This window comes from Campylobacter sp. CCS1377, from assembly GCF_040008265.1.
Lineage (GTDB): Bacteria > Campylobacterota > Campylobacteria > Campylobacterales > Campylobacteraceae > Campylobacter_D.
This window is the reverse complement of the sequence record NZ_CP155620.1, coordinates 696,362-715,676: the sequence shown is the minus strand read 5'-3', so window position 1 is coordinate 715,676 and position 19,315 is coordinate 696,362. Positions and strand designations below refer to the sequence as shown.

The window sequence follows — 19,315 nt, the reverse complement described above, 5'->3', positions numbered from 1 at the left end:
ACTATGATAAGTAGAGACTTTTTATATTCTATCCATAAAGATAAAAAAAGTATTTATTTACTTTGTGAAAACAAAAGCATAATTGATTGTCAAAGTATTTATGAAGAACTTTATAAATTAGAAGCAACAACAGATTTTACTTTTGAAGAGTTGCAAAGCTATCAAGCTTATATCTTCCTAAACTCCACCCTCCTTACAGGCTCCACCGAACTCCCTAATAATCCTTTTTACTTTGGAGAATTAGATAAAGATAATATTATAAAACAAGATATACCCAGCTATTATTTTTCTCCTAAAGATGAAAGCAGTGGTTTAGGAAGACTTAGTATCTTTTATAAAAATAATGAACTTTGCTTGCTTAATTATTCTATATTGGAAAAATCTTTAAATATCAAATTAGAATGCTTAAGCAAGCAAAGCTTAGAATACAAAGATTTAATTTCAAACACTCTAAAAGAACAAAAAACCATACAAATAAATAAAAAACAAAGCATAGCTAAACTTCACGCCCTTTTAGAAAATCAAAACCTAGAATGTATCCATGGAGGTAAAGTCATACTTAAATCAAGCAAAGGAAAAACTTTTAAAGATGGTGGTGTGCCTATTATGCTAGAAAGTGATTTATTAAACTCTAGTATAACAGGTTGTCCTCACACTATAGCTAATGTAAGTGTTCCTTGCACTAAAGTTGTTAATGTTAAAGGTTCTTTATCTCAAAAGAAAGTAAATAGAGAATACGCTATATTACAAGAACTCATCTCAGCTTGTATTACAGACAAAGGCTTTCCTTTGAAAGTAAGCTTTGTACCTACTAAGTTTAAATTTGATCATAGTTTTGATCCTAAGGAGGGGTTAATCAAGCAAAGTGAAAATCAAACAAAGTTAAGAGAACCTATAATAAGACTTCATTATAAAAGTGATAGATTTCAAAAAGATAACCTACCTATATATAATCTTTTGATCAATAATGAAAAAAAAGAACAAAATAAAGCTTTAAGTGAATTAAATATAGAACAACAAGATTTAAAAGATATAAAGGATATAAATATTCTTAATCAATTCAAACAAGACTTTAGTAAAGATTATGAATTTAAAGAATTAAATTTTAGTTTTGATACTAATTTAATCAAACTTTATTTTATTATCCCAAAAAATATTGCTAAAGTTTATAAAAGTGCTTATAAAGAATTTGAATATAAAGATTTAGGAGCGGGGTATTTTACACAGCTACATGAGTATGATAAAATCATCAAAAATTCCCTAGAAGACAATAAAGAATTAAACGAATATCATTTTAGTTTTTTAGCTCCTGCTAAAATGCAAAATTTAAAACTTCAAATCGCAAAAGGACTAGATGAAATCTTAGAAGATGAAGATAGAAAGCAAGAGCTTTTTGTTTGTAAATTTGTAGTAGTGAATGGGGCTAGAATATGAAAATAAACAATTTTACTTTAATCACATCAAATCATAACCTAGAAATAGAAATAAAAAATCTTACTAAAAATGCCAATAAAGTTATTTTTATATGTGGTGATTTTGATGGATATAAAGAAGCCGAGAATTCTTTGTATAAAACATTACATACTATTGAAGATAATTTTAAAATTGATAATAAAAAAACTTTTAAAATTATACATTTAAATCAAGCTAATAAAGATGAAATCACAAAAGAACAAAATTTTAGCTCTGATAAAAATTTATCTAGCATTAAAAAAATTATCTTTAATAATTTAAAATTTTTAAATAATATAATCAATCAAAATGAAAATAAAACGCTTAATAAAATTATTGATGAAAATAATGAAGAAAATATTGAAAATTTTTTAAGAGAAATTCAAAAAGAATTAAATATATTATTAAAAAATATCAAAGAATCTGGTTATTTTGAGCAAGAGATTAAACCAAAGATACAACTTACCCTAGATACACTTTTTAATACACTTTTAAAAAATATTACTCAATCTAACGATGATGAATATAAGCAAATTATTAGAGCTATAGCAAAATTTTTTATCAATATATTAGATTCTGTAACCAATCTTAAAAAACCTATCTCTTTAGTCAAAAAAAATCCTTATGTTTTTGTTGTAAATGCATTATTTGAAGCTTATAATTCTTACTCTGAATATCAAGAGTATAAGGAAAAAAAATATTATTATGATTTTGCTTATCCACTTTTAGAACTTATTACCAGTAAACTTTATCCTATTATTGCTTTATGCAATGAAGAAATTTTATCTGATGTATTAATTATAGATGATAAAATACTATTAGATTTTTCATCTTATGCTAATGCACCTTCAATTAGCCTTTATAGAAATAGCTTTTATAAAATTATTTTAAATGAAGAATTTCAAGGTATTTTTGATAATTTTTTAGAAAATAATCCAAAAATTGAAAACGAAAAATTAAATAATACACTTTTGATTAATTCTAGTTTAAAAAATTTTGATACAACATTAAAAAAAGCAATCAATTTAAATATTTCTGAACTTAATCATTTCTTTTATGCAGAATATCCTGATTTAAATTCTTCCATGCTAGTAGAAATGATACTAGATAAAAAAAATACCGATCAAATCAATACAACAAAAATGGGTAAAAATTATTTGTTTATTACCAATCCACCACAGCTTAACAATGCAGCACTTTGTGAAGATTTGTATCAAAAAAAATTAGGAGCAATAATAAAAAATCGTCCTAAAGCCCTTACAAAAAATGAAAAACTTGCATTAAAAGGCGATTTTCCTAGCAAAAGAGATTATGGTTCTTATTTTATAGAAAGAGATGTTAAAAAAGAAGATGATTTTGTATTGCAACTTTGTCCTTTTGTAAAACTTGATGGACAGATTTATCAAAAATATAAGGGATATTTTGAGTTTTATAATCAAACATATTCTTGGATGAAACTTTATTTATTAGAGTATATAAATGAACGATTTGAATATGAAAAATTTAAACAAGATTTTGCTTATATTGATAACTTTTTTAAATTACCTAAAGAACTTGAGGAAATCAGCAAAAAAGAAAAAGAAAAAACAGAAGTGTATGTAGAACTTTTTAATGATTATTTAGACAAGTTTAATTCGCATTATGATCTAATGCAAATCATTAATACAGAACCTTTCGTATCTAAACATGAAGATATAGATTTTAAGAAATACTCGTCTTTAACGGTTGTTTTATTGACTTTAACTTTGCATGTTTTACAAAAAGACTTAGCTTTTACGCAAGAATATTCTCTTGGCATTAAAAATATTGTAATTCCAAATCTAGATTATGGCGATAAAGAAGTTTCACTCAATTATCAAAAGATTGAAATACCAAATTATTCAGAAAAATATATTTCATTTATCCCCGATGATATTTATTTTTATGATAATGATAAAAAAATTTACATCTTTTTATCCAAAGAGTTAAATAAAAATAAAAAAGAAGATGAAGTCATCTATTTAGATGAATTAGCTAAAGCTATGTTTGAAAATGATCTCGAAGAAGATGATCAAACTTATGCGAAATTTTTAAACACCTTAAATGAAAGCTTTGATGATGAAATTGAATTTGAAGAAAATATACAAACAAATCAAACACTTCCTACAAAAAAGGATTTAGATAAAAGCATTCAAGAAATTATGCTTGATAATGAGCTTGCAAAATTATCTATAGATATCACTTTTTTTAATATCATTAAGCAACTTTTTCCTTTTACAGAATTTTTTATGAGTCAGCCTGATTTTTTTAAAAAAATGATTTTATTTTTTATAAATTCAAGCTCCGATAAAAAGCATTATGGCAATAAATTATTTTCTAGTTTTAAAGCACATTTTTTTAAAGAACTAGGGATATTTTATGCGCTTAATCCTAAAGGGCGTTTTATAAAAATCAACCCAAAAAGTAAAAAGCCACTCAATAAGCTTTTTTTATATCAAATAGGAACAAATTATTATTATTTTAGTCAATCAGAATATGCCAGCGAGTTAAAAAAGTCAAAGAGTTTTTCAAGATTGGATAAAGCTAAGCAAATTCATTTGATATCAAAAGTAAGAAAACAATTAGCTATTGATTTTTCTATTAAAGTAAGTAAAAATTTAAGTGTAGATGTGTTAAAAAATTTAGCAGGATCTTTTATCGATACACTTTTACCTACAAATTATGAAAGATTAAAAATTTTATATGAAAAACTAATGTATGAAAAATTTACTTACAATTATGATTTTCCTTTAGCTGTAAAAAAAGAAGAATACTTAACCTATCCTTTATTGATAAATTCTAGATTTATGAGTTTTGATTTATCTGAGTTTATTTTTGGTTCTTTATTATGCACAGGTGGGCTTAATTATTATCCTAGTATTGCTTGCGCTACGACTTCAAGCAAAGCTAGAGAATTTGCCTTAAAAAGACTTTTATCTTATATTATTTTAGATGAGAAAAGAAGTGCTTTTAAGGAAGATAAAATCAATGAGGGCAAATACATCTTAAACGATATGGAATTTTTTGAAAAAAACAATATAGAACTTAGAAATTGTAATATATATAAGCTAGAGCATTTTCAAAGAAAAGAAGAGTATAAAACACAACACCCAGTGATAAAACAACACCCTATCTTAGCTTATAATGATGCTATACAAATTTTATATGAATATGCAAATGGTATTTATAATACTACCCAAGATGAAAAGGGTAAGTTCATAGAAGATAGGCAAAAAGCAAGAAGATTAATGGAGAATTTAGAAGCCATAGGACAACATAATTTAGAAGTGATGTATAAGGGGATAGGGGATAAGAAGATAAAAGATGAAAGAAAAAATGAAAATGATGATGATGAAAGTGATGATATTAGTAAAATACAAGATTATTCCAACAAATTCATAGGCAGATTAGCCACTACTATAATCATGGAAGATGGTTTATATATAGGATGAAAGGATAAAAATGAGTGAAACTTATGAAATTTATATGCCTAATGGTGTTATATTAGATGTAGAAAAAAAAACGAATAAAATTTTATTAAGTGATGGGGGAGCTAAGGTAGGCAAATACACCCAAGAATATTCTAAAGCTTTGTTTGAAGCACACAATATCAAACAAAACTCTCCCTACAAAGACTATCAACCTAGATATCTAGATCCTAACTTTTATACAGGACAAGCTTCTACTTTACTTGAATTTAAAGATTGGCAAAGTATTTATTTAAAAGATCCTATTAAAGGAAGCATAGCTCCTTGGACTAAAGCAGAAAAAGCTTATTATAAATCTTTAAAAACTAAAAAAGAAAGATATAAATATTTAGTTATAAGAAGTGGTATAAGAAGTGTTGTTATAGATATACCTTATGAAGCCATAGGAGCTGTAGATGAAAAAGGAAATGTAGATCCTAAATATGAAAAATTATATAGAATAGTAGATGATAATAAACATAATCTAAGATCAAGTTTATTTCATAATGAATGGGGTATGGCAGCAGGAATACTAGGTGATTATAAATATCTAGCTAATGATATGTCTCAAAATGGTTTTAATGCAAGATTTATCCAAGCTACTATACTTTATATACAATTAAGTGGGGGAAGTAGTATATTAGATAAACCTAATTTATTAGGTGCTATTTATGGTTATGCAGATATTGCTGTAGGAAGTGGTTTAGTAGGAGTGCATAAAAATCCTTTAAGAGAACAAGAGATTAAAACCTTAGCTAAGACTTTAAAACCTGATGAATTTGGTATGCTTCCTTTTATAGATGAGATTATGGGAGTAGATTGGGTGATTGATTTAAATAAATATAGATTGGCTAATGATGAATTTGGAGATATATATAAAGCCTTAAGAAGTGATGTGGTTGAGGGTAAGATAAAAGATCCAAGGGATGTAGATTCTACTTATGAAAGCAGAAGGGAATTTGATCGTTATATGGTTGGATATAGAAAGGGTATGAGGCAAGGTTATGAAACCGATACACCTAATGATTGGAGTGAAGAAAGAGCACAACTTTTTAATGATACTTTAATACTACATGCCAAACTAGCAGCCCTCACTCCTCCACAAGGCTATCCTAATGCACCTTATTATTTTACCCCTGAAAAACTAGAATGGTATTATAAAAGACATAAGCTTGATAAACTCCTTGATCCAAGAATTCCTGCTATATATAGATATAATTTTCCGCAAGAACTTCGAGCTAGAATTCTAAAATTTGGTGAAGAAAATGGCATTAAAGATTGATTTGCAAATTTTAATACTTAAGAAATATAAGATTTCAAAATTTAAAATCAATAAATTTTCTTTCAAGAATCTTCGCAAAAAAAGATTTTTAAACCTTCACCAAAAGGTTTATTAACCTTTAATTAAAATATTATCAATATTCTTTTTTGAAAAATTTATCCTATAAAAGTCTTTGATTTGTTCTGCACTTAAACAGTGTAAAATATCAACCTATCTAAAAAAATAATTCTTTTATCTAATACTAAGAACTTTTAATTATAATCATTAAAAATTTATAAGGTTGCAATAATGAAAATTAGTAATATCAAAGAATTGGAATTTAAAGACTCTATCTACATAAAGCCTAAACGATATAGTTTTACCAATGATGGAAAAAATTGCGTTTGGGATTTTATCGAAGCAATGGATAGTGTTTCAATCTTGCTTTATCACAAATCTTTACAAAGCTTTGTTTTTGTAAAACAATTTCGCATTGCCCTTTGGTTTCACCAGCAAAAAGATGCAAATTATATCAAAGACGATAATATGGGTTACACAATAGAACTTTGTTCAGGACTCGTAGATAAGCAACTTAGTTTAGAGCAAATCGCCAAGGAAGAATGTATCGAAGAACTTGGATACTCTCCTAAAAAACTTGAAAAAATAGGTGAATTTTATACAGGATTTGGTTCTGGTGCAAGTAAGCAAACTCTTTATTTCGCTGAAATTGATGAAGAAGATAAAATTTCAAACGGAGGCGGGATTTGTGAAGAGGTTATTGAAAGCGTTTTTGTTAAAATAGAAGATTTTCAAGAATTTGTTACAAAAATAACAAGATCGCCTTTACTCGACTACGCTTGCTTGTGGTTTATCAATAAAGCTAACTCAAATATTTGAGTTAGTTTAAAATCAATTTTCTTCTTGAATATTATTTTTATTTTTTTCTTCCAAAAGCATATCTTTAAATACTTCAAATAAATCCAAAGATGCCTTTTCTGCCTCATTACATTTTTCAATGATTTCACCTTGAATTTGCGAACAAGTAATGTCTTCATTATGTGCAGTTTCTATTGCGTTATTCATATTATAATGCACTCTTTGATGTGGTTCGGTAATTTTACCAAAATAATGATTATGTTCAAATCTCTCCCTACCTGCACTCGCCATCCACTTACCTAAACGACAACTTGTATGATCGGCTAATTTTTCACCAGAACGAACAAAAATTTGTTTATAAGCGTTAAGTTTGAATGCCATATGATCAAGCTTCACTAAAGAAACAAAAGTTTCTGAAGTAATAATATTGGCATTAGTATCAATGGCTTGAACTTCTTGAATAAAAGCATTAAACTGATCAGCAAATTGCATAATATGTGAATTTGAATCCATTGAAACTTTTTCAACTTGCTCGCTTTGAGTATACATTTCGTTGGCATTTTGCTTTAAAAGATTGATATTCATTTCTACTTCAGCTGTAGCTTTTTGTGTTTTTTCTGCCAATTTCCTAACTTCATCAGCAACAACTGCAAAACCTCGTCCATGCTCTCCTGCACGCGCAGCTTCAATGGCTGCATTTAACGCCAAAAGGTTAGTTTGATCGGATACATCTTTAATCAAGCTAATTACATTGGTAATCTCATCCACACTTCTGTGCAAAGTTGCGGCAGCATCTCTTGATTTATTTGCAGATTCTACAATATCCGCAAGAGAAGAGTTGATGGAATTTGTAGCATTTTGAAGACTATTAATGCTATTTAAAGAAGACTTTGATAAACTAGAAATTTGTTCAGCCTTATTAACATTATCAGACATATCATTTTGAACTATAGTGATATTTTGCAAAGCCCCATTAAGTAAAATTTGCAATAAATCTGTTTTTAGAGAAGACTCTAACGCATCTTGCTCACAACGCTTAAGCTTGTCACTAATTTCTTGTTTTTCATTTTTAAGGCTTTCTATTTGTGCTTCTAGCTTCTTGATTTGAGCTAGAGCGTTTGTTAAATTTTCGTTTTGCGTTTTGCTTGAACCAAACATTGTGATATTCCTTTTGCTTTATGATTTTTTGCAATTAGCTAAATACTCACTTAGCTCATCTTTTATACCGAGCTTTTCTCTTTTAAGTGCAGATAATGCAAGATCATCTAAATGTACCCTTCCCTCTTCAGCATCTTTAATCTGATCATCAAGTTCATTATGACGCTCAAATAATTTATCAAAATGTGCATCTTTTCCTTTTAATTCTGAGATTAATTCTCTATATTCGTGTAGCATAAAAACTCCTTTAAATTTAAAAAATATTAATGTAATTATTATAACCAAAAAATCAAAAAAATCACATAAAAAACTACATTAAATTGCTTATTATTAAAAATTTTCATTAATATTAAGTTAAAATTTTTAAAAGCAAGAATTAAATTAGTATTTAGAATTTTGAAATAAAAAGAGTCCAAGACTCTTTTAAAATTATTTAGAATTTTGTTTTTTAAGAGTTCTAAGTGTAGAAGCTGCTATTCTCATTTTTCTTGTAGTTCCATCTTCTAAAGTGACACGAACTGTTCTAAGATTTGGTAAAAATCTTCTTTTTGTTTTATTGTTTGCGTGAGAGACATTGTTTCCTACCATAGGACCCTTACCCGTAACTTGACATACTCTAGCCATTGCTTTTCCTTAAAAAATTTTTCGTAATTAATAATAAAAACGGTAATTATATCAAATAAAACTTAAAAAATATAAAGATTTTTAATTTTTTTATATTTTAGTTTTATATTTTTTTTATACTTTACAAGATAGAATTATCAACTTTGAAATAAAAAATTTAAAAAACAAGGTAAAAGCAATGTATGTAGCCCCAAGTTTGTTATCTGCAAATTTTTTAAAATTAGAAGAAGAAATCAAAGCCGTAAGTGAAGCAGGAGCAGACTTACTTCATATTGATGTGATGGATGGACATTTTGTGCCTAATTTAACCTTTGGACCTTGTGTAATAGAAAAAATTTCCGCCATCACCCAAGTGCCATTAGATGTGCATTTAATGGCTAATGATGTAATTAAATTTATAGATCTTTTCATTCCCTTAAAACCCAAATTTATTTCTTTTCATATTGAAGCCGAAAATCATCCTATAAGACTTTGCGAATACCTTAAAAATCATGGAATTCACCCTGCTATAGTTTTAAATCCACACACGCCTATAGATTCGATAAAACACATGATAGAATTTGTGGATATGGTGCTTTTAATGAGTGTTAATCCTGGTTTTGGCGGTCAAAAATTTCTACCTTTAATTTATGATAAAATCAAAGAATTAAGATCTTTAATTGATAAAAAAAATGCTAAGGTTTTTATAGAAGTCGATGGGGGGATAAATGGTTTAAATGCAAGCGATTTAGAGGCCGCTGGAGCTGATATTTTAGTAGCTGGAAGTTATATATTTTCTTCAAATGATTATAAAACCTCAATCTCATCTTTAAAGCTTAAATTTTGAACCTACAGCAAATCGATCAAATTATTTCCGTGCTTAGCAAACAAAGCAAACCCTATCAATGGGTAATGAATGAATTTGCGAAAATCGAAGAATTATCTTATTTTGACCTTGATCTAGAAACACTTGAATTAATGGGCCTTGGTCTGCTTTTAAATAAAGACAATTTAATCAGCCTAAAAACACGCACAAATAATATCAAAAACGAAACTTTTTGCATAGTAGATATTGAAAGCACAGGGGGAACTAAAAACGGACAAATTTTAGAAATTGGTGCAGTAAAAATCAAAAATTCTAAGGAATTAGGACGCTTTAATAGCTTTATCAAAGTGGAACAAATTCCACAAAATATCACAGAACTTACAGGTATTACGCTTCAAATGGTTAAAGATGCTCCAAGTTTAGCCAAAGTTTTAAATGATTTTAGATTGTTTTTAAAAGACAGTATTTTTATCGCACACAATGTAAGATTTGATTATACTTTTATCTCCAAAGCCCTTAACGAATGCGGTTTTGGAATTTTGCTTAATCGTCGCATTTGCACTATAGAATTTGCACAATGTTGCATAGAAAGTCCGCGTTACAAACTTGAAACTTTAAAAGAAATTTTAAATATACAAAGCACCCATCACAGAGCTTTAAGCGATGCTTTAGCGGCGGCTGAAATTTTTAAATATTGCCTTTCAAAACTTCCTTATCATATCAAAACCACAGAAGAGCTCATTCATTTTACAAAAACAGCAAGACTCAAGGGGGCGAAGCAAAATTTTGCTAATTTTTAGATTATTTTAAATTATTCTTTATATCATTATAAAATTATTTTATTAAAATTTAAGGAGAAATAATGCTTTCAAAAGAAGTTATCAAGCTACTCAATGAACAAATCAATAAAGAAATGTATGCTGCAAATTTATATCTCAGCATGAGCTCTTGGTGTTATGAAAACAGTTTTGATGGTGCGGGTTTATTTTTGTTTCAGCACGCAAGCGAAGAAAGCGAACATGCTAAAAAATTAATCACCTACTTAAACGAAACTGATTCAAAAGTAGAATTAAAAGCAGTTGCAGAACCTGAGCAGAATTTTAGTTCCTTACTTGATGTATTTGAAAAAACTTTCAAGCACGAGCAAAGCATCACAGCTTCAATCAATAATTTAGTCGATCATATGCTCACGCATAAAGATTACGCCACTTTTAATTTCTTGCAATGGTATGTTAGCGAACAACACGAAGAAGAAGCACTTTTTAGAGGTATAGTAGATAAAATAAAACTCATTAGCGATAATGCCAATGGTTTATATTTAGCCGATCAATACATTAAAAATCTTGCTAAAGCTTAAATTTCACAAATGACTTTTTTTTCTTTGGAATTTAGTATCTTAATGATACTTTTTTTTGCGCTTTATTGGTTTTTCAATCACCATAAAGTGCAAAATTTTCTTATTTTAATTTTTAGTTATTTTATTTATATTTTAATCAATCCTTATTTCGCACTTATACTTTTTATTTATACTTTTTTTATTTATTATTTTTCTTTAGTGATTTTTATCAGACGAAAAAAATACCTTTTTTTAGCTTGCATTGCTTTGGTAATTTTAAATCTTTGTTTTTTTAAATATTTTTCTAGTATCAAAGACAGCTTTGATCAATTTTTATTATTTTTAGGATTTGACTTTCTAAATTCTGATGTGATCTTTCCTATGGGAATTAGTTTTTATACTTTTGCAAGTATTACCTATCTCACCGAAGTTTATAAAAAGCATAAAATTCAAACTTTTCTTGATCTATGCACCTATCTTTCCTTTTTTCCTACTTTATTAATGGGACCTATTATGAGAAGTGAATTTTTCTTTGCTCAAGCCCATAAAAAACGAAAATTCGAAAACGCTGATTTGATTTTAATTTTATTGCTTTTTGGTATAGTAAAAAAAGTTTTGATAGCAAATTATTTAGGCATTTATGCTAAAGAAATTTTAGACAACCCAAGTAATTATAATTTCTTAGATTTACTTTGTGCTATTTATGCTTTTAGCGTGCAAATTTATTGTGATTTTAGCGGTTATGTGGATCTTGTATGTGCTTTTGCCTTAATGCTGGGCTTTACACTGCCGCCTAATTTTAATATGCCTTATTTGGCAAAAAATTTAAAAGAATTTTGGCAAAGATGGCATATTAGTTTATCTACATTTATTCGCGATTTTATCTACATACCTCTAGGTGGAAGTAAAAAAGGATTGGTGCGAACTTTATTTAATCTGCTTATTGCATTTGCTTTATCAGGAATTTGGCACGGCAATACGATTAATTTTTTAATTTGGGGATTATTGCATGGTGCTGGAGTGGTATTTTTGCATTTTTTTGCTTTTAAAAAATATCAATTCAAATACAGCACTTATTTAGGTAGATTTATTACTTTTCATTATGTAAGTTTTGCATGGATATTTTTTTATTATGCAAATTTTGAAGACGCTTTGTTGTTTTTAAATTCTTGCGTGCAAAATTTCACCCAACCAAACAATACTCAAAATTTCACCATTTTACTTTCTTTTGCGGCAAGTTTTTTGCTTTATCCTTATCTTATAAATTTAAAAGAAAATTGCGTAAAAATCTTTATTCAAATGCCGCTATTTTTAAAGCCTTTTGTTTTGGCATTCGTTTTAATTTTGATTTTTAAAACCATGCCAAGCGGGATTCCAAATTTTATTTATTCGAGTTTTTAATGAAAATCATTCAATTTTTATTTATTTTAGTTATCACTTTTATACTTGTTAATATTGCAATGCATAAGAGTATTAATAATTATCTTGAACAAAAATATCATTTTGACTCTACAAATGATGAAAACTTTAGCATAACAGATTTAAATTTAAGCATTCAACAAAAAAACAATATTCAAAAGACAAAAAAAAGCGAAAAGAAAATCAATATATTGCCAAATGAAGAATTTTTATTCATCGGAGATTCTTTAATGCAAGGAGTAGCTATAAGCTTAGCCAAGGATTTAAAAAAATACAATATCAAAAGCATAAATTTAAGCAAACAAAGCACAGGACTCACCTATAAAAGTTTTTTCGATTGGAATAAAACTACAAACCAGGCCTTTGAAAATAATAAAAATATCAAATATTTAGTTGTTTTACTAGGCGCAAATGATCCTTGGGATTTTAGAAAAAAAGGCAAATCTTATCATTTTAATAGCAAAGAATGGCAAGAAATTTACGCCCAAAGAATTAATGAAATCATTAACATTGCTAAAGAAAATAACGCCACATTATTTTGGTATGAAATTCCTCCTGTCAAAGATACAAAATTAAATCAAAAACTTCAAATTCTCAATGAACTCTACCGAGTGCAGCTAGAAAAACAAGATGAGATATTCATACAAACAACACAAACTATGAGTAAAGATAGAGTATTTTCAAGTTATGTTAAAAACGAAAATAATAAAAGCATAAAAATCAGAGCAAACGATGGTATACATTTCACACAAAAGGGATCTGAATTAATGTCAAAGCTTTTATTAAAATATTTAATTTTGAAAGAAAGAAATGAAAAACATTAATTTATTGATTTTTATTTTTTATATATTTAGCCTATCAGCTTGTGCAAATGCGAGTAATTTTAAAGCCGAACAAATTTTAAACACAAAAAGTAATTTGCATAATTTTACTTCAGATGAAAAATTACAGAATTTCAAAGAAAAATTTCAAAAAAAACAAGATTTAAAAATCAGAATTTTCGGAGACTCGCATATTGCAGCAGACTTTTTCTCAGGAGAACTTCGCAATTTAATATTCCAAAACAATTCAATAGGTTTTACTTATCCTTTACAACCTGAGTATCATCAAAACACAAATCTTAGCTACAAAAATAAAGGTTTTATCATTTTAAATTCAAAAAACAACGATAAAAATATAAGCTATCCTTTAGGTGGCATCATTGCACAAGCTCAAAAAAAAGATGCATATATAGAATTAAACACTAAGTTAAATAATAAATTTAAAATAGGCATACTCTTTAAAAGCCCTAATACTGATAAAGCTTTTCAAATCAATGATGCAAAAAAACAAAATTTTATACTTCAAAGCCCCATGGCCCAAAAATGGACTTATAAAGAATTGGAGAATGTTTCCTTTCCTCTTAAAATTCAAGCACTGCAAAAAAATGTTTCGCTGGGCGGATATTTTATTTACAAACAATACAATAATAATTTCATAGATATCCTAGGTATTAATGGCGCAAGCTCAACTCTATGGTTAAGATGGAATGAAAAAACACTTAAACATGAATTAAAAATTTTAAATAATGATTTCATCATGCTAGTTTATGGTTCAAATGACATTTTACTTCCTGGTTTTTCAAAAGCAAATTTTAAGAAAAACTACAAAAAACTCATTCAAATTCTTAAAGAAAATAATCCAAGGGCTATCATCACTCTTGTAACCCCTCCTACTTTGGCTAAAAAAGATGAAAAGAATTCCCTTTTAAAGCAAAAATTTAAAGAGGCTAAAAATGCCATTTATGAGCTTGCAAAAGAAGAAGAGTTGTTGGTTTTTGATACCAATGAATTTATAGAACAAAGTGGTGGAAAAAATGTTTGGATAAAACATGATTTATCCTTAAAAGATGTCCATCTAACAATTCAAGGCTATAAGATGATGGCAAATAAATTTTATAAGGATTTAAAAGCTTTATTAAAATAATACAAAAATTATAATTACCACTGTATTTTTAAAAATTAACTTTAGCCTAAATTCTACAAAAAAGGAAAACAAATGAATGGATTAAAGAAAATTTATATCATTTGGGGGATGTTTTGGACTATTGGACTTGGAATTTTTCTGCCCACAGCACATGGATTTGATAGTATGGATTTTGTGGATTTTTTCATACTTGCTTTACAATTTATAGCTATAATTTGGTTGCCTCCATTACTCATTTTTAATATTGTATATTTTGTGATAAAAAAAGAAAGAAAATATATTATAAATACATTATGGATATTATTGTATTATCCTGTGGCTTTGATATTGTATTACATGTTTTATTATCATAATAGTTTTTATGTTACATTATATATTTTTTTATCATTGTTTAAATAAAGGATAATTTTGAAAGAAAAAATCAATAAGCTAAGAGATTATGCCGAGCTTGCACAAGCTAGTTATTTGAATAATGAAGACTTTTAGCATAGAAGGTTCTTTGTGGCAAATGGCAACTTATAGAGAATGGCTTGAATGGGAAATAGATGGATATAAAATTGATTGTTCAATAAGCCCTCAAAGAATTCTGCAATCTCCAAAAACTAAACAATACTATATTTACAATCAAGATTATCAAGACTATCAAAAATTCACTCCTTATGGTTTAGATTTTAAACTTTATAGTAAAGATTTTATCACTAAGCTTGATTTTAAAGATAAAGCTTATAATGTGCTTTATGATACAGGAGTTTAAATGGGAGATAGTATTACACTTTCTATTTTTTGGGGTTTATTTGGATTTATTCTTGCTTTTACTAATATAAAATTTTATCTTACGACTTTAAGTTTTCTTATTGTCTTTTCTATTTTAAATTATTGGATTAAGATTAACATAAAAGAATTTGTAAAATCTTATTTTTCAATATCTTTTATTATCTTTTTATGGCTATTGTTATCATATTTTATCTTAGCTATGATCTTGAATTTTATAAATCGCTTGTATTGCTTGATCCTCCAGAAGTTGAAAAATTATCACCGCAAGAATATAGAGTGCGTAATTATTTTAAATTTTTAACCTTTGCAACTATGTTTTTTTGGCAATCACATTTTTGATACTTCCTTGTTTATTACAAGCTTATTTATTTAAATGTTATAGCATAGGAGAAAAACGCAAAAAATTAAGTTGGTTTATAGGGTTTATGTGTAATGCTCCTATATTAATTGCGAGTGTGTATGTGATATATGAAAATCTTTAAAGACTATCAAAAATTCACTCCTTGTGGTTTGAATTTTAACTGTCAATAAGTGAATTTTTAACATAATTAAGTGATTATGATAAAAAATTCGTTTACTAAGATGAGTAATAACACTTGGCAACAATAAGAATAATACAATAATATTTTTATATAATATTTAGGAATTTTTATATTTATAAGCTCTAAATCAATGATAAAACCAAACAGACTAGCCACCACTATAATCATGAAAAATGGCTTACATATAGGATAAATTAAGAAAGGATAAAAGATGAGTGATACTTATATGATATACGCTCCTAATGGATTAGGAGTAGAGGTAGATAAAAAAACTAATGAAATATATTTTGCACAAAGTGCTGATCCTGTAGGCAAATATACTAAAGAATATACCAAGGTTTTTTTTAAAGCTTGGGATATAAAGCAAAACTCCCCCTACAAAGACTATAAACCCAAGTATCTAGATCCTAACTTTTATACAGGGCAAAAATCCACTTTACTTGAATTTAAAGATTGGCAAAGCATATATTTAAAAGATCCTATAAAAGGAGCTATAGCTCCTTGGACTAAAGCAGAAAAAGCTTATTATAAATCTTTAAAAACTAAAAGAGAAAGATATAAATATTTAATTATAAGAAGTGGACTTAGAAGTACTGTTATAGATATACCTTATGATGCTTATTGTAATGTAGATGAAAAAGGAAATTTAATCAATAAAGACTATAAAGAACTCTATAAAGAAGTAGAAGCCAATAGAGGTATGGCTAATATGCATAAAGGTTGGCTTTTTATGGCTGAATGGGAATTAGCAGCAGGAATACTAGGAGATATAAAAGGATTTGTAGGAGCCTTACAACTTTCCATGACAGGATTTAAAGCAAGAACTCAAGCAATAAATTTTTTACTCATACAACTAGGACATGAACAAGGCTTTAAAAGTCTTTATGATTCTTATGCATATAGAGATTTAACAGATGGCATACACAAAAACCCTCTTAAAGCTCAAATGCTAAAAGACTTTTCTAAAAATCCTCCTTATGATGAATTTGGTATGCTACCTTTTCTAGATGAACTTATAGGGGTGGATTGGGTGATAGATCCAAATGATTATTATTTTGTTTATGATGGAGCAAAAGGAAGAGTTAATGATGCTCTAAAAGATGATGTTGAAAAAGGAACACTCAAAGATCCAAGAGATGTAGATTCTACTCCAGAGAGTAGGGAAGAATTCATTGATAACTTCGAGCGTTATGGGAATGGAATGAGGGAGCGCTATACTTTGGAAATAAGCAATGATACTCCTGAAACATCTGCTAATATTTGGCTAGAAACAATGCTTTTAGAAGCTAAAATTAAAGCCCTAACTCCCCCTCAAGGCTATCCTAGTGCACCTTATTATTACTCTCCTGAAAGATTAGAATGGATTTATAAAAATCATAATTTAGATAGGCTTCTTGATCCAAGAATCCCTGCTATACATAGATATAATTTCCCGAAAGAACTTAGAGCTAAAATTTTAAAATTTGGTGAAGATAGGGGTATTAGAGATTGATTTTTGACAAATTAGGCAATGCTATAATTTTTTAAATTTAAACTACTTTGATGTCAAAAATAATTAAATTAGATATATAAAAAAGACGATTTAAAAATAAGATAGTGGCGGACAGAGAGGGATTTGAACCCTCGAGACCCGTTAAGATCTGCACCCTTAGCAGGGGTGTGGTTTCAGCCACTCACCCATCTGTCCTTTATTAATAGAAATAAATTGAAATTATATTCAAAATTGATAATAATTAGCTTAAATTTCTAAAATGATCATAAAAATTTAGGCTCATTCTTAAAGAACAAGCCTAAAAAGTTATTTTTGATCAATAATTTGATAATTATAAGGCACTAAATTTTTATCGTGCTCTAAAAGTTCTTTTGGTGTATTGCCATTAACATTATCATGCTTATAATAACGATCTCCGGCTTTATTACCATTTAAATCCACCTTATAATGAAGCTCGCCTGGATTTAGCTTTTGCATATCCTCAAAACCTAAATTTGAAGTTTTAAAATCTTTTATGCCATTAGCCAATGCAATTTCTACAAGCTTGGTTTGTGCTATTCTAGCCATATCAATGGCTTGTAAAAGCATTCTTGAAGCTTCGCGTGGATTATGAAATCCTGTTGAATTTTCAGCACCCACAAAATCAGCTCTCATTTGAGCTTTTCTTTGAAGCTCTAAAACTTCATTAAGTTCTTTAGAAATTTTAGCCTTAGTATCTTGCTTATAAGCGTCTAATTTTGCAAGCTCTTCTCTTAAAATCTTAGTATCGTTAATCAAACTTACAAGTGCATATTCTGCTTTTCTTAAATCATAAGCTACAGAATTTTGTATATCTTTGATTTGCTTTTTAAGATAATCTTCGCTTTGAGTATGACAAGTCTTGCAGGCCGCGTTGATGTCTTGTAAAGGAGAAGTGATATTATGCTGAGTCATTTTCTTTGCACCTTTTCTAACATAAGGCATATGACAATCCGCACAGCTTACACCATTTGCTGCATGCACGCCACCACTATAAAGCTCACTTTCTGGATGTTGAATTTTAAGCATAGGTGCTTCTGTATATTTATGAGACCAATCTTTATCAAAAACAGATCTTACTTTTTCATAATACTCATCAAACATTTCTATTCTAAATGGTTGCCCCTTTTTCCACTCAGACCAAGGGAAAACTAATTCCAGACCATCTACTTCAATTTGCGTAGGTGCATTGCCATCTCTCCAAGAGTCAACTTCATCATAAGTTTTTTGTGTGCCATTCCACCATTTTTTAGAACTATCATTAGTAATACTCTCTCCCATTACTTTAACCTTAGTTCCAGTTGGTTTAAAATAATACTCCACATGGCATTGAGAACAAACCAAAGTTCTCATCTCTTCTCTTGTAGCTTTAACGCCTTGGATAGGATCTTTTTCATAGCCTCTAGCAACCAAAGCATTTATAGCTGCTGGACGAGTAAGTCTTAAACTCATATCATTTGGATTGTGACAATCTGCACAAGTTACACCCATTCTTTTGCCTCCATGTGGCCCTGAGTGCTCAGGTGAATTTGGTGTGATACCATTTACCGCAGGAACATTTTTAATCATAGTCCAATACTTAGTAGAGTTAAAAGCTATCCAATCATCTTTTGCGACATTTTTCAAAAGCCAAGGAGTCCACCCACTATGACAATTCATACAAGCCGTTGGTTGACCACCAAATCCTGCAAGTCCATGAGAATTTAAGAAGTCTTTGTTATTTCTTGCTGTATCCATTTGATCAACTTGAACCCAAAAATGCCCTCTTTCTTCATTGAAATCAACGCTAAAAGGATATCCCGCCCAAAGAACTGTAAGTTGCGGATAACGCGTTAATTTTGAATAAGATAAATTTCCACCAAATTCAGTCGCAACAGGCTGCTCTTTTTCAACAGTTAAATACATATCTAAATAATCTGGAAAATTTTGACCCCAATGATCAAAAGTAGGATTATCATCACTCATTTCTACAAAATTTTTAGAAAGCACACCGCCAACACCTTCATTTTGTTTTTGTTCTATGTCTTTATTAAGCCATAAAACTGCTGCAATTATAAGAACAAGAATAATAATTGCACTCCATAAAAAACCTTTTTTACTCATTTTAC

The 19,315-nt window shown here is 28.4% G+C and carries 17 protein-coding genes and 1 tRNA gene; 13 read left to right on the top strand and 5 right to left on the bottom strand.

What is annotated here, in order from left to right:
* The first annotated feature begins 3 nt into the window (after window positions 1–3).
* From AAH949_RS03630 to AAH949_RS03615, 4 genes are all read left to right on the top strand, one after another.
* Window positions 4–1,434, top strand: coding sequence for a hypothetical protein (locus AAH949_RS03630; protein ID WP_348519008.1), 1,431 nt, complete (start codon window positions 4–6; stop codon window positions 1,432–1,434).
* Entirely contained in the window at window positions 1,431–4,922 is a 3,492-nt protein-coding gene (locus AAH949_RS03625) for a hypothetical protein (protein WP_348519007.1), read from the top strand. Before AAH949_RS03630 ends, AAH949_RS03625 begins: the two co-directional genes overlap by 4 nt.
* A gap of 10 nt (window positions 4,923–4,932) precedes the next feature.
* Window positions 4,933–6,219 carry a hypothetical protein gene (locus AAH949_RS03620; RefSeq protein WP_348519006.1) on the top strand — a complete coding sequence of 429 codons (1,287 nt, stop codon included), beginning with the start codon at window positions 4,933–4,935 and terminating at the stop codon, window positions 6,217–6,219.
* A 288-nt stretch (window positions 6,220–6,507) separates the two neighbouring features.
* On the top strand, window positions 6,508–7,095 hold the full coding sequence (locus AAH949_RS03615) for an NUDIX hydrolase (RefSeq protein WP_134239382.1): 588 nt from the start codon (window positions 6,508–6,510) through the stop codon (window positions 7,093–7,095).
* 12 nt (window positions 7,096–7,107) lie between these two features.
* Here AAH949_RS03615 and AAH949_RS03610 read toward each other — a convergent pair whose 3' ends face one another.
* From AAH949_RS03610 to rpmB, 3 genes are all read right to left on the bottom strand, one after another.
* A complete protein-coding gene (locus AAH949_RS03610) occupies window positions 7,108–8,232 on the bottom strand; it encodes a methyl-accepting chemotaxis protein (protein WP_134239381.1) in 1,125 nt (374 codons plus the stop codon).
* A gap of 18 nt (window positions 8,233–8,250) precedes the next feature.
* Window positions 8,251–8,469, bottom strand: a complete 219-nt coding sequence (locus AAH949_RS03605; RefSeq protein ID WP_134239379.1) for a YdcH family protein — start codon at window positions 8,467–8,469, stop codon at window positions 8,251–8,253.
* Between the two features lie 192 nt (window positions 8,470–8,661).
* On the bottom strand, window positions 8,662–8,856 hold the full coding sequence (gene rpmB / locus AAH949_RS03600) for a 50S ribosomal protein L28 (protein WP_134239378.1): 195 nt from the start codon (window positions 8,854–8,856) through the stop codon (window positions 8,662–8,664).
* A gap of 178 nt (window positions 8,857–9,034) precedes the next feature.
* Here rpmB and rpe point away from each other — a divergent pair, with 178 nt between their 5' ends.
* The 9 genes from rpe (at window position 9,035) to AAH949_RS03555 (ending at window position 17,189) form a co-directional block, all read left to right on the top strand.
* Complete coding sequence (rpe, locus tag AAH949_RS03595) at window positions 9,035–9,682, top strand: ribulose-phosphate 3-epimerase (RefSeq protein ID WP_348519005.1); 648 nt, start codon at window positions 9,035–9,037, stop codon at window positions 9,680–9,682.
* The gene (locus AAH949_RS03590; RefSeq protein ID WP_134239374.1) at window positions 9,679–10,461 is read left to right on the top strand and encodes a 3'-5' exonuclease; all 783 of its coding nucleotides are present in this window, start codon (window positions 9,679–9,681) and stop codon (window positions 10,459–10,461) included. The genes rpe and AAH949_RS03590 overlap by 4 nt, the downstream gene beginning before the upstream one ends.
* 62 nt (window positions 10,462–10,523) lie before the next feature.
* Window positions 10,524–11,018 (top strand): ferritin, encoded by a 495-nt coding sequence (locus tag AAH949_RS03585; RefSeq protein WP_134239372.1) that lies wholly within the window; start codon window positions 10,524–10,526, stop codon window positions 11,016–11,018.
* A gap of 9 nt (window positions 11,019–11,027) precedes the next feature.
* Window positions 11,028–12,398: an MBOAT family O-acyltransferase gene (locus tag AAH949_RS03580; protein ID WP_348519004.1), complete on the top strand. Its 1,371-nt coding sequence runs from the start codon at window positions 11,028–11,030 to the stop codon at window positions 12,396–12,398.
* Entirely contained in the window at window positions 12,398–13,240 is an 843-nt protein-coding gene (locus AAH949_RS03575; protein WP_134239368.1) for a DUF459 domain-containing protein, read from the top strand. Before AAH949_RS03580 ends, AAH949_RS03575 begins: the two co-directional genes overlap by 1 nt.
* The gene (locus AAH949_RS03570) at window positions 13,227–14,381 is read left to right on the top strand and encodes a GDSL-type esterase/lipase family protein (protein WP_348519003.1); all 1,155 of its coding nucleotides are present in this window, start codon (window positions 13,227–13,229) and stop codon (window positions 14,379–14,381) included. The genes AAH949_RS03575 and AAH949_RS03570 overlap by 14 nt, the downstream gene beginning before the upstream one ends.
* A 72-nt stretch (window positions 14,382–14,453) precedes the next feature.
* Window positions 14,454–14,780, top strand: a complete 327-nt coding sequence (locus AAH949_RS03565; RefSeq protein WP_348519002.1) for a hypothetical protein — start codon at window positions 14,454–14,456, stop codon at window positions 14,778–14,780.
* A 73-nt stretch (window positions 14,781–14,853) separates the two neighbouring features.
* Entirely contained in the window at window positions 14,854–15,135 is a 282-nt protein-coding gene (locus tag AAH949_RS03560; protein WP_348519001.1) for a hypothetical protein, read from the top strand.
* A gap of 773 nt (window positions 15,136–15,908) precedes the next feature.
* On the top strand, window positions 15,909–17,189 hold the full coding sequence (locus tag AAH949_RS03555) for a hypothetical protein (protein ID WP_348519000.1): 1,281 nt from the start codon (window positions 15,909–15,911) through the stop codon (window positions 17,187–17,189).
* A gap of 105 nt (window positions 17,190–17,294) precedes the next feature.
* Here AAH949_RS03555 and AAH949_RS03550 read toward each other — a convergent pair.
* Window positions 17,295–17,384: transfer RNA gene (locus AAH949_RS03550), tRNA-Ser, on the bottom strand.
* Window positions 17,385–17,495: 111 nt separating this feature from the next.
* Complete coding sequence (locus AAH949_RS03545; protein ID WP_348518999.1) at window positions 17,496–19,310, bottom strand: ammonia-forming cytochrome c nitrite reductase subunit c552; 1,815 nt, start codon at window positions 19,308–19,310, stop codon at window positions 17,496–17,498.
* Window positions 19,311–19,315 lie beyond the last annotated feature (5 nt).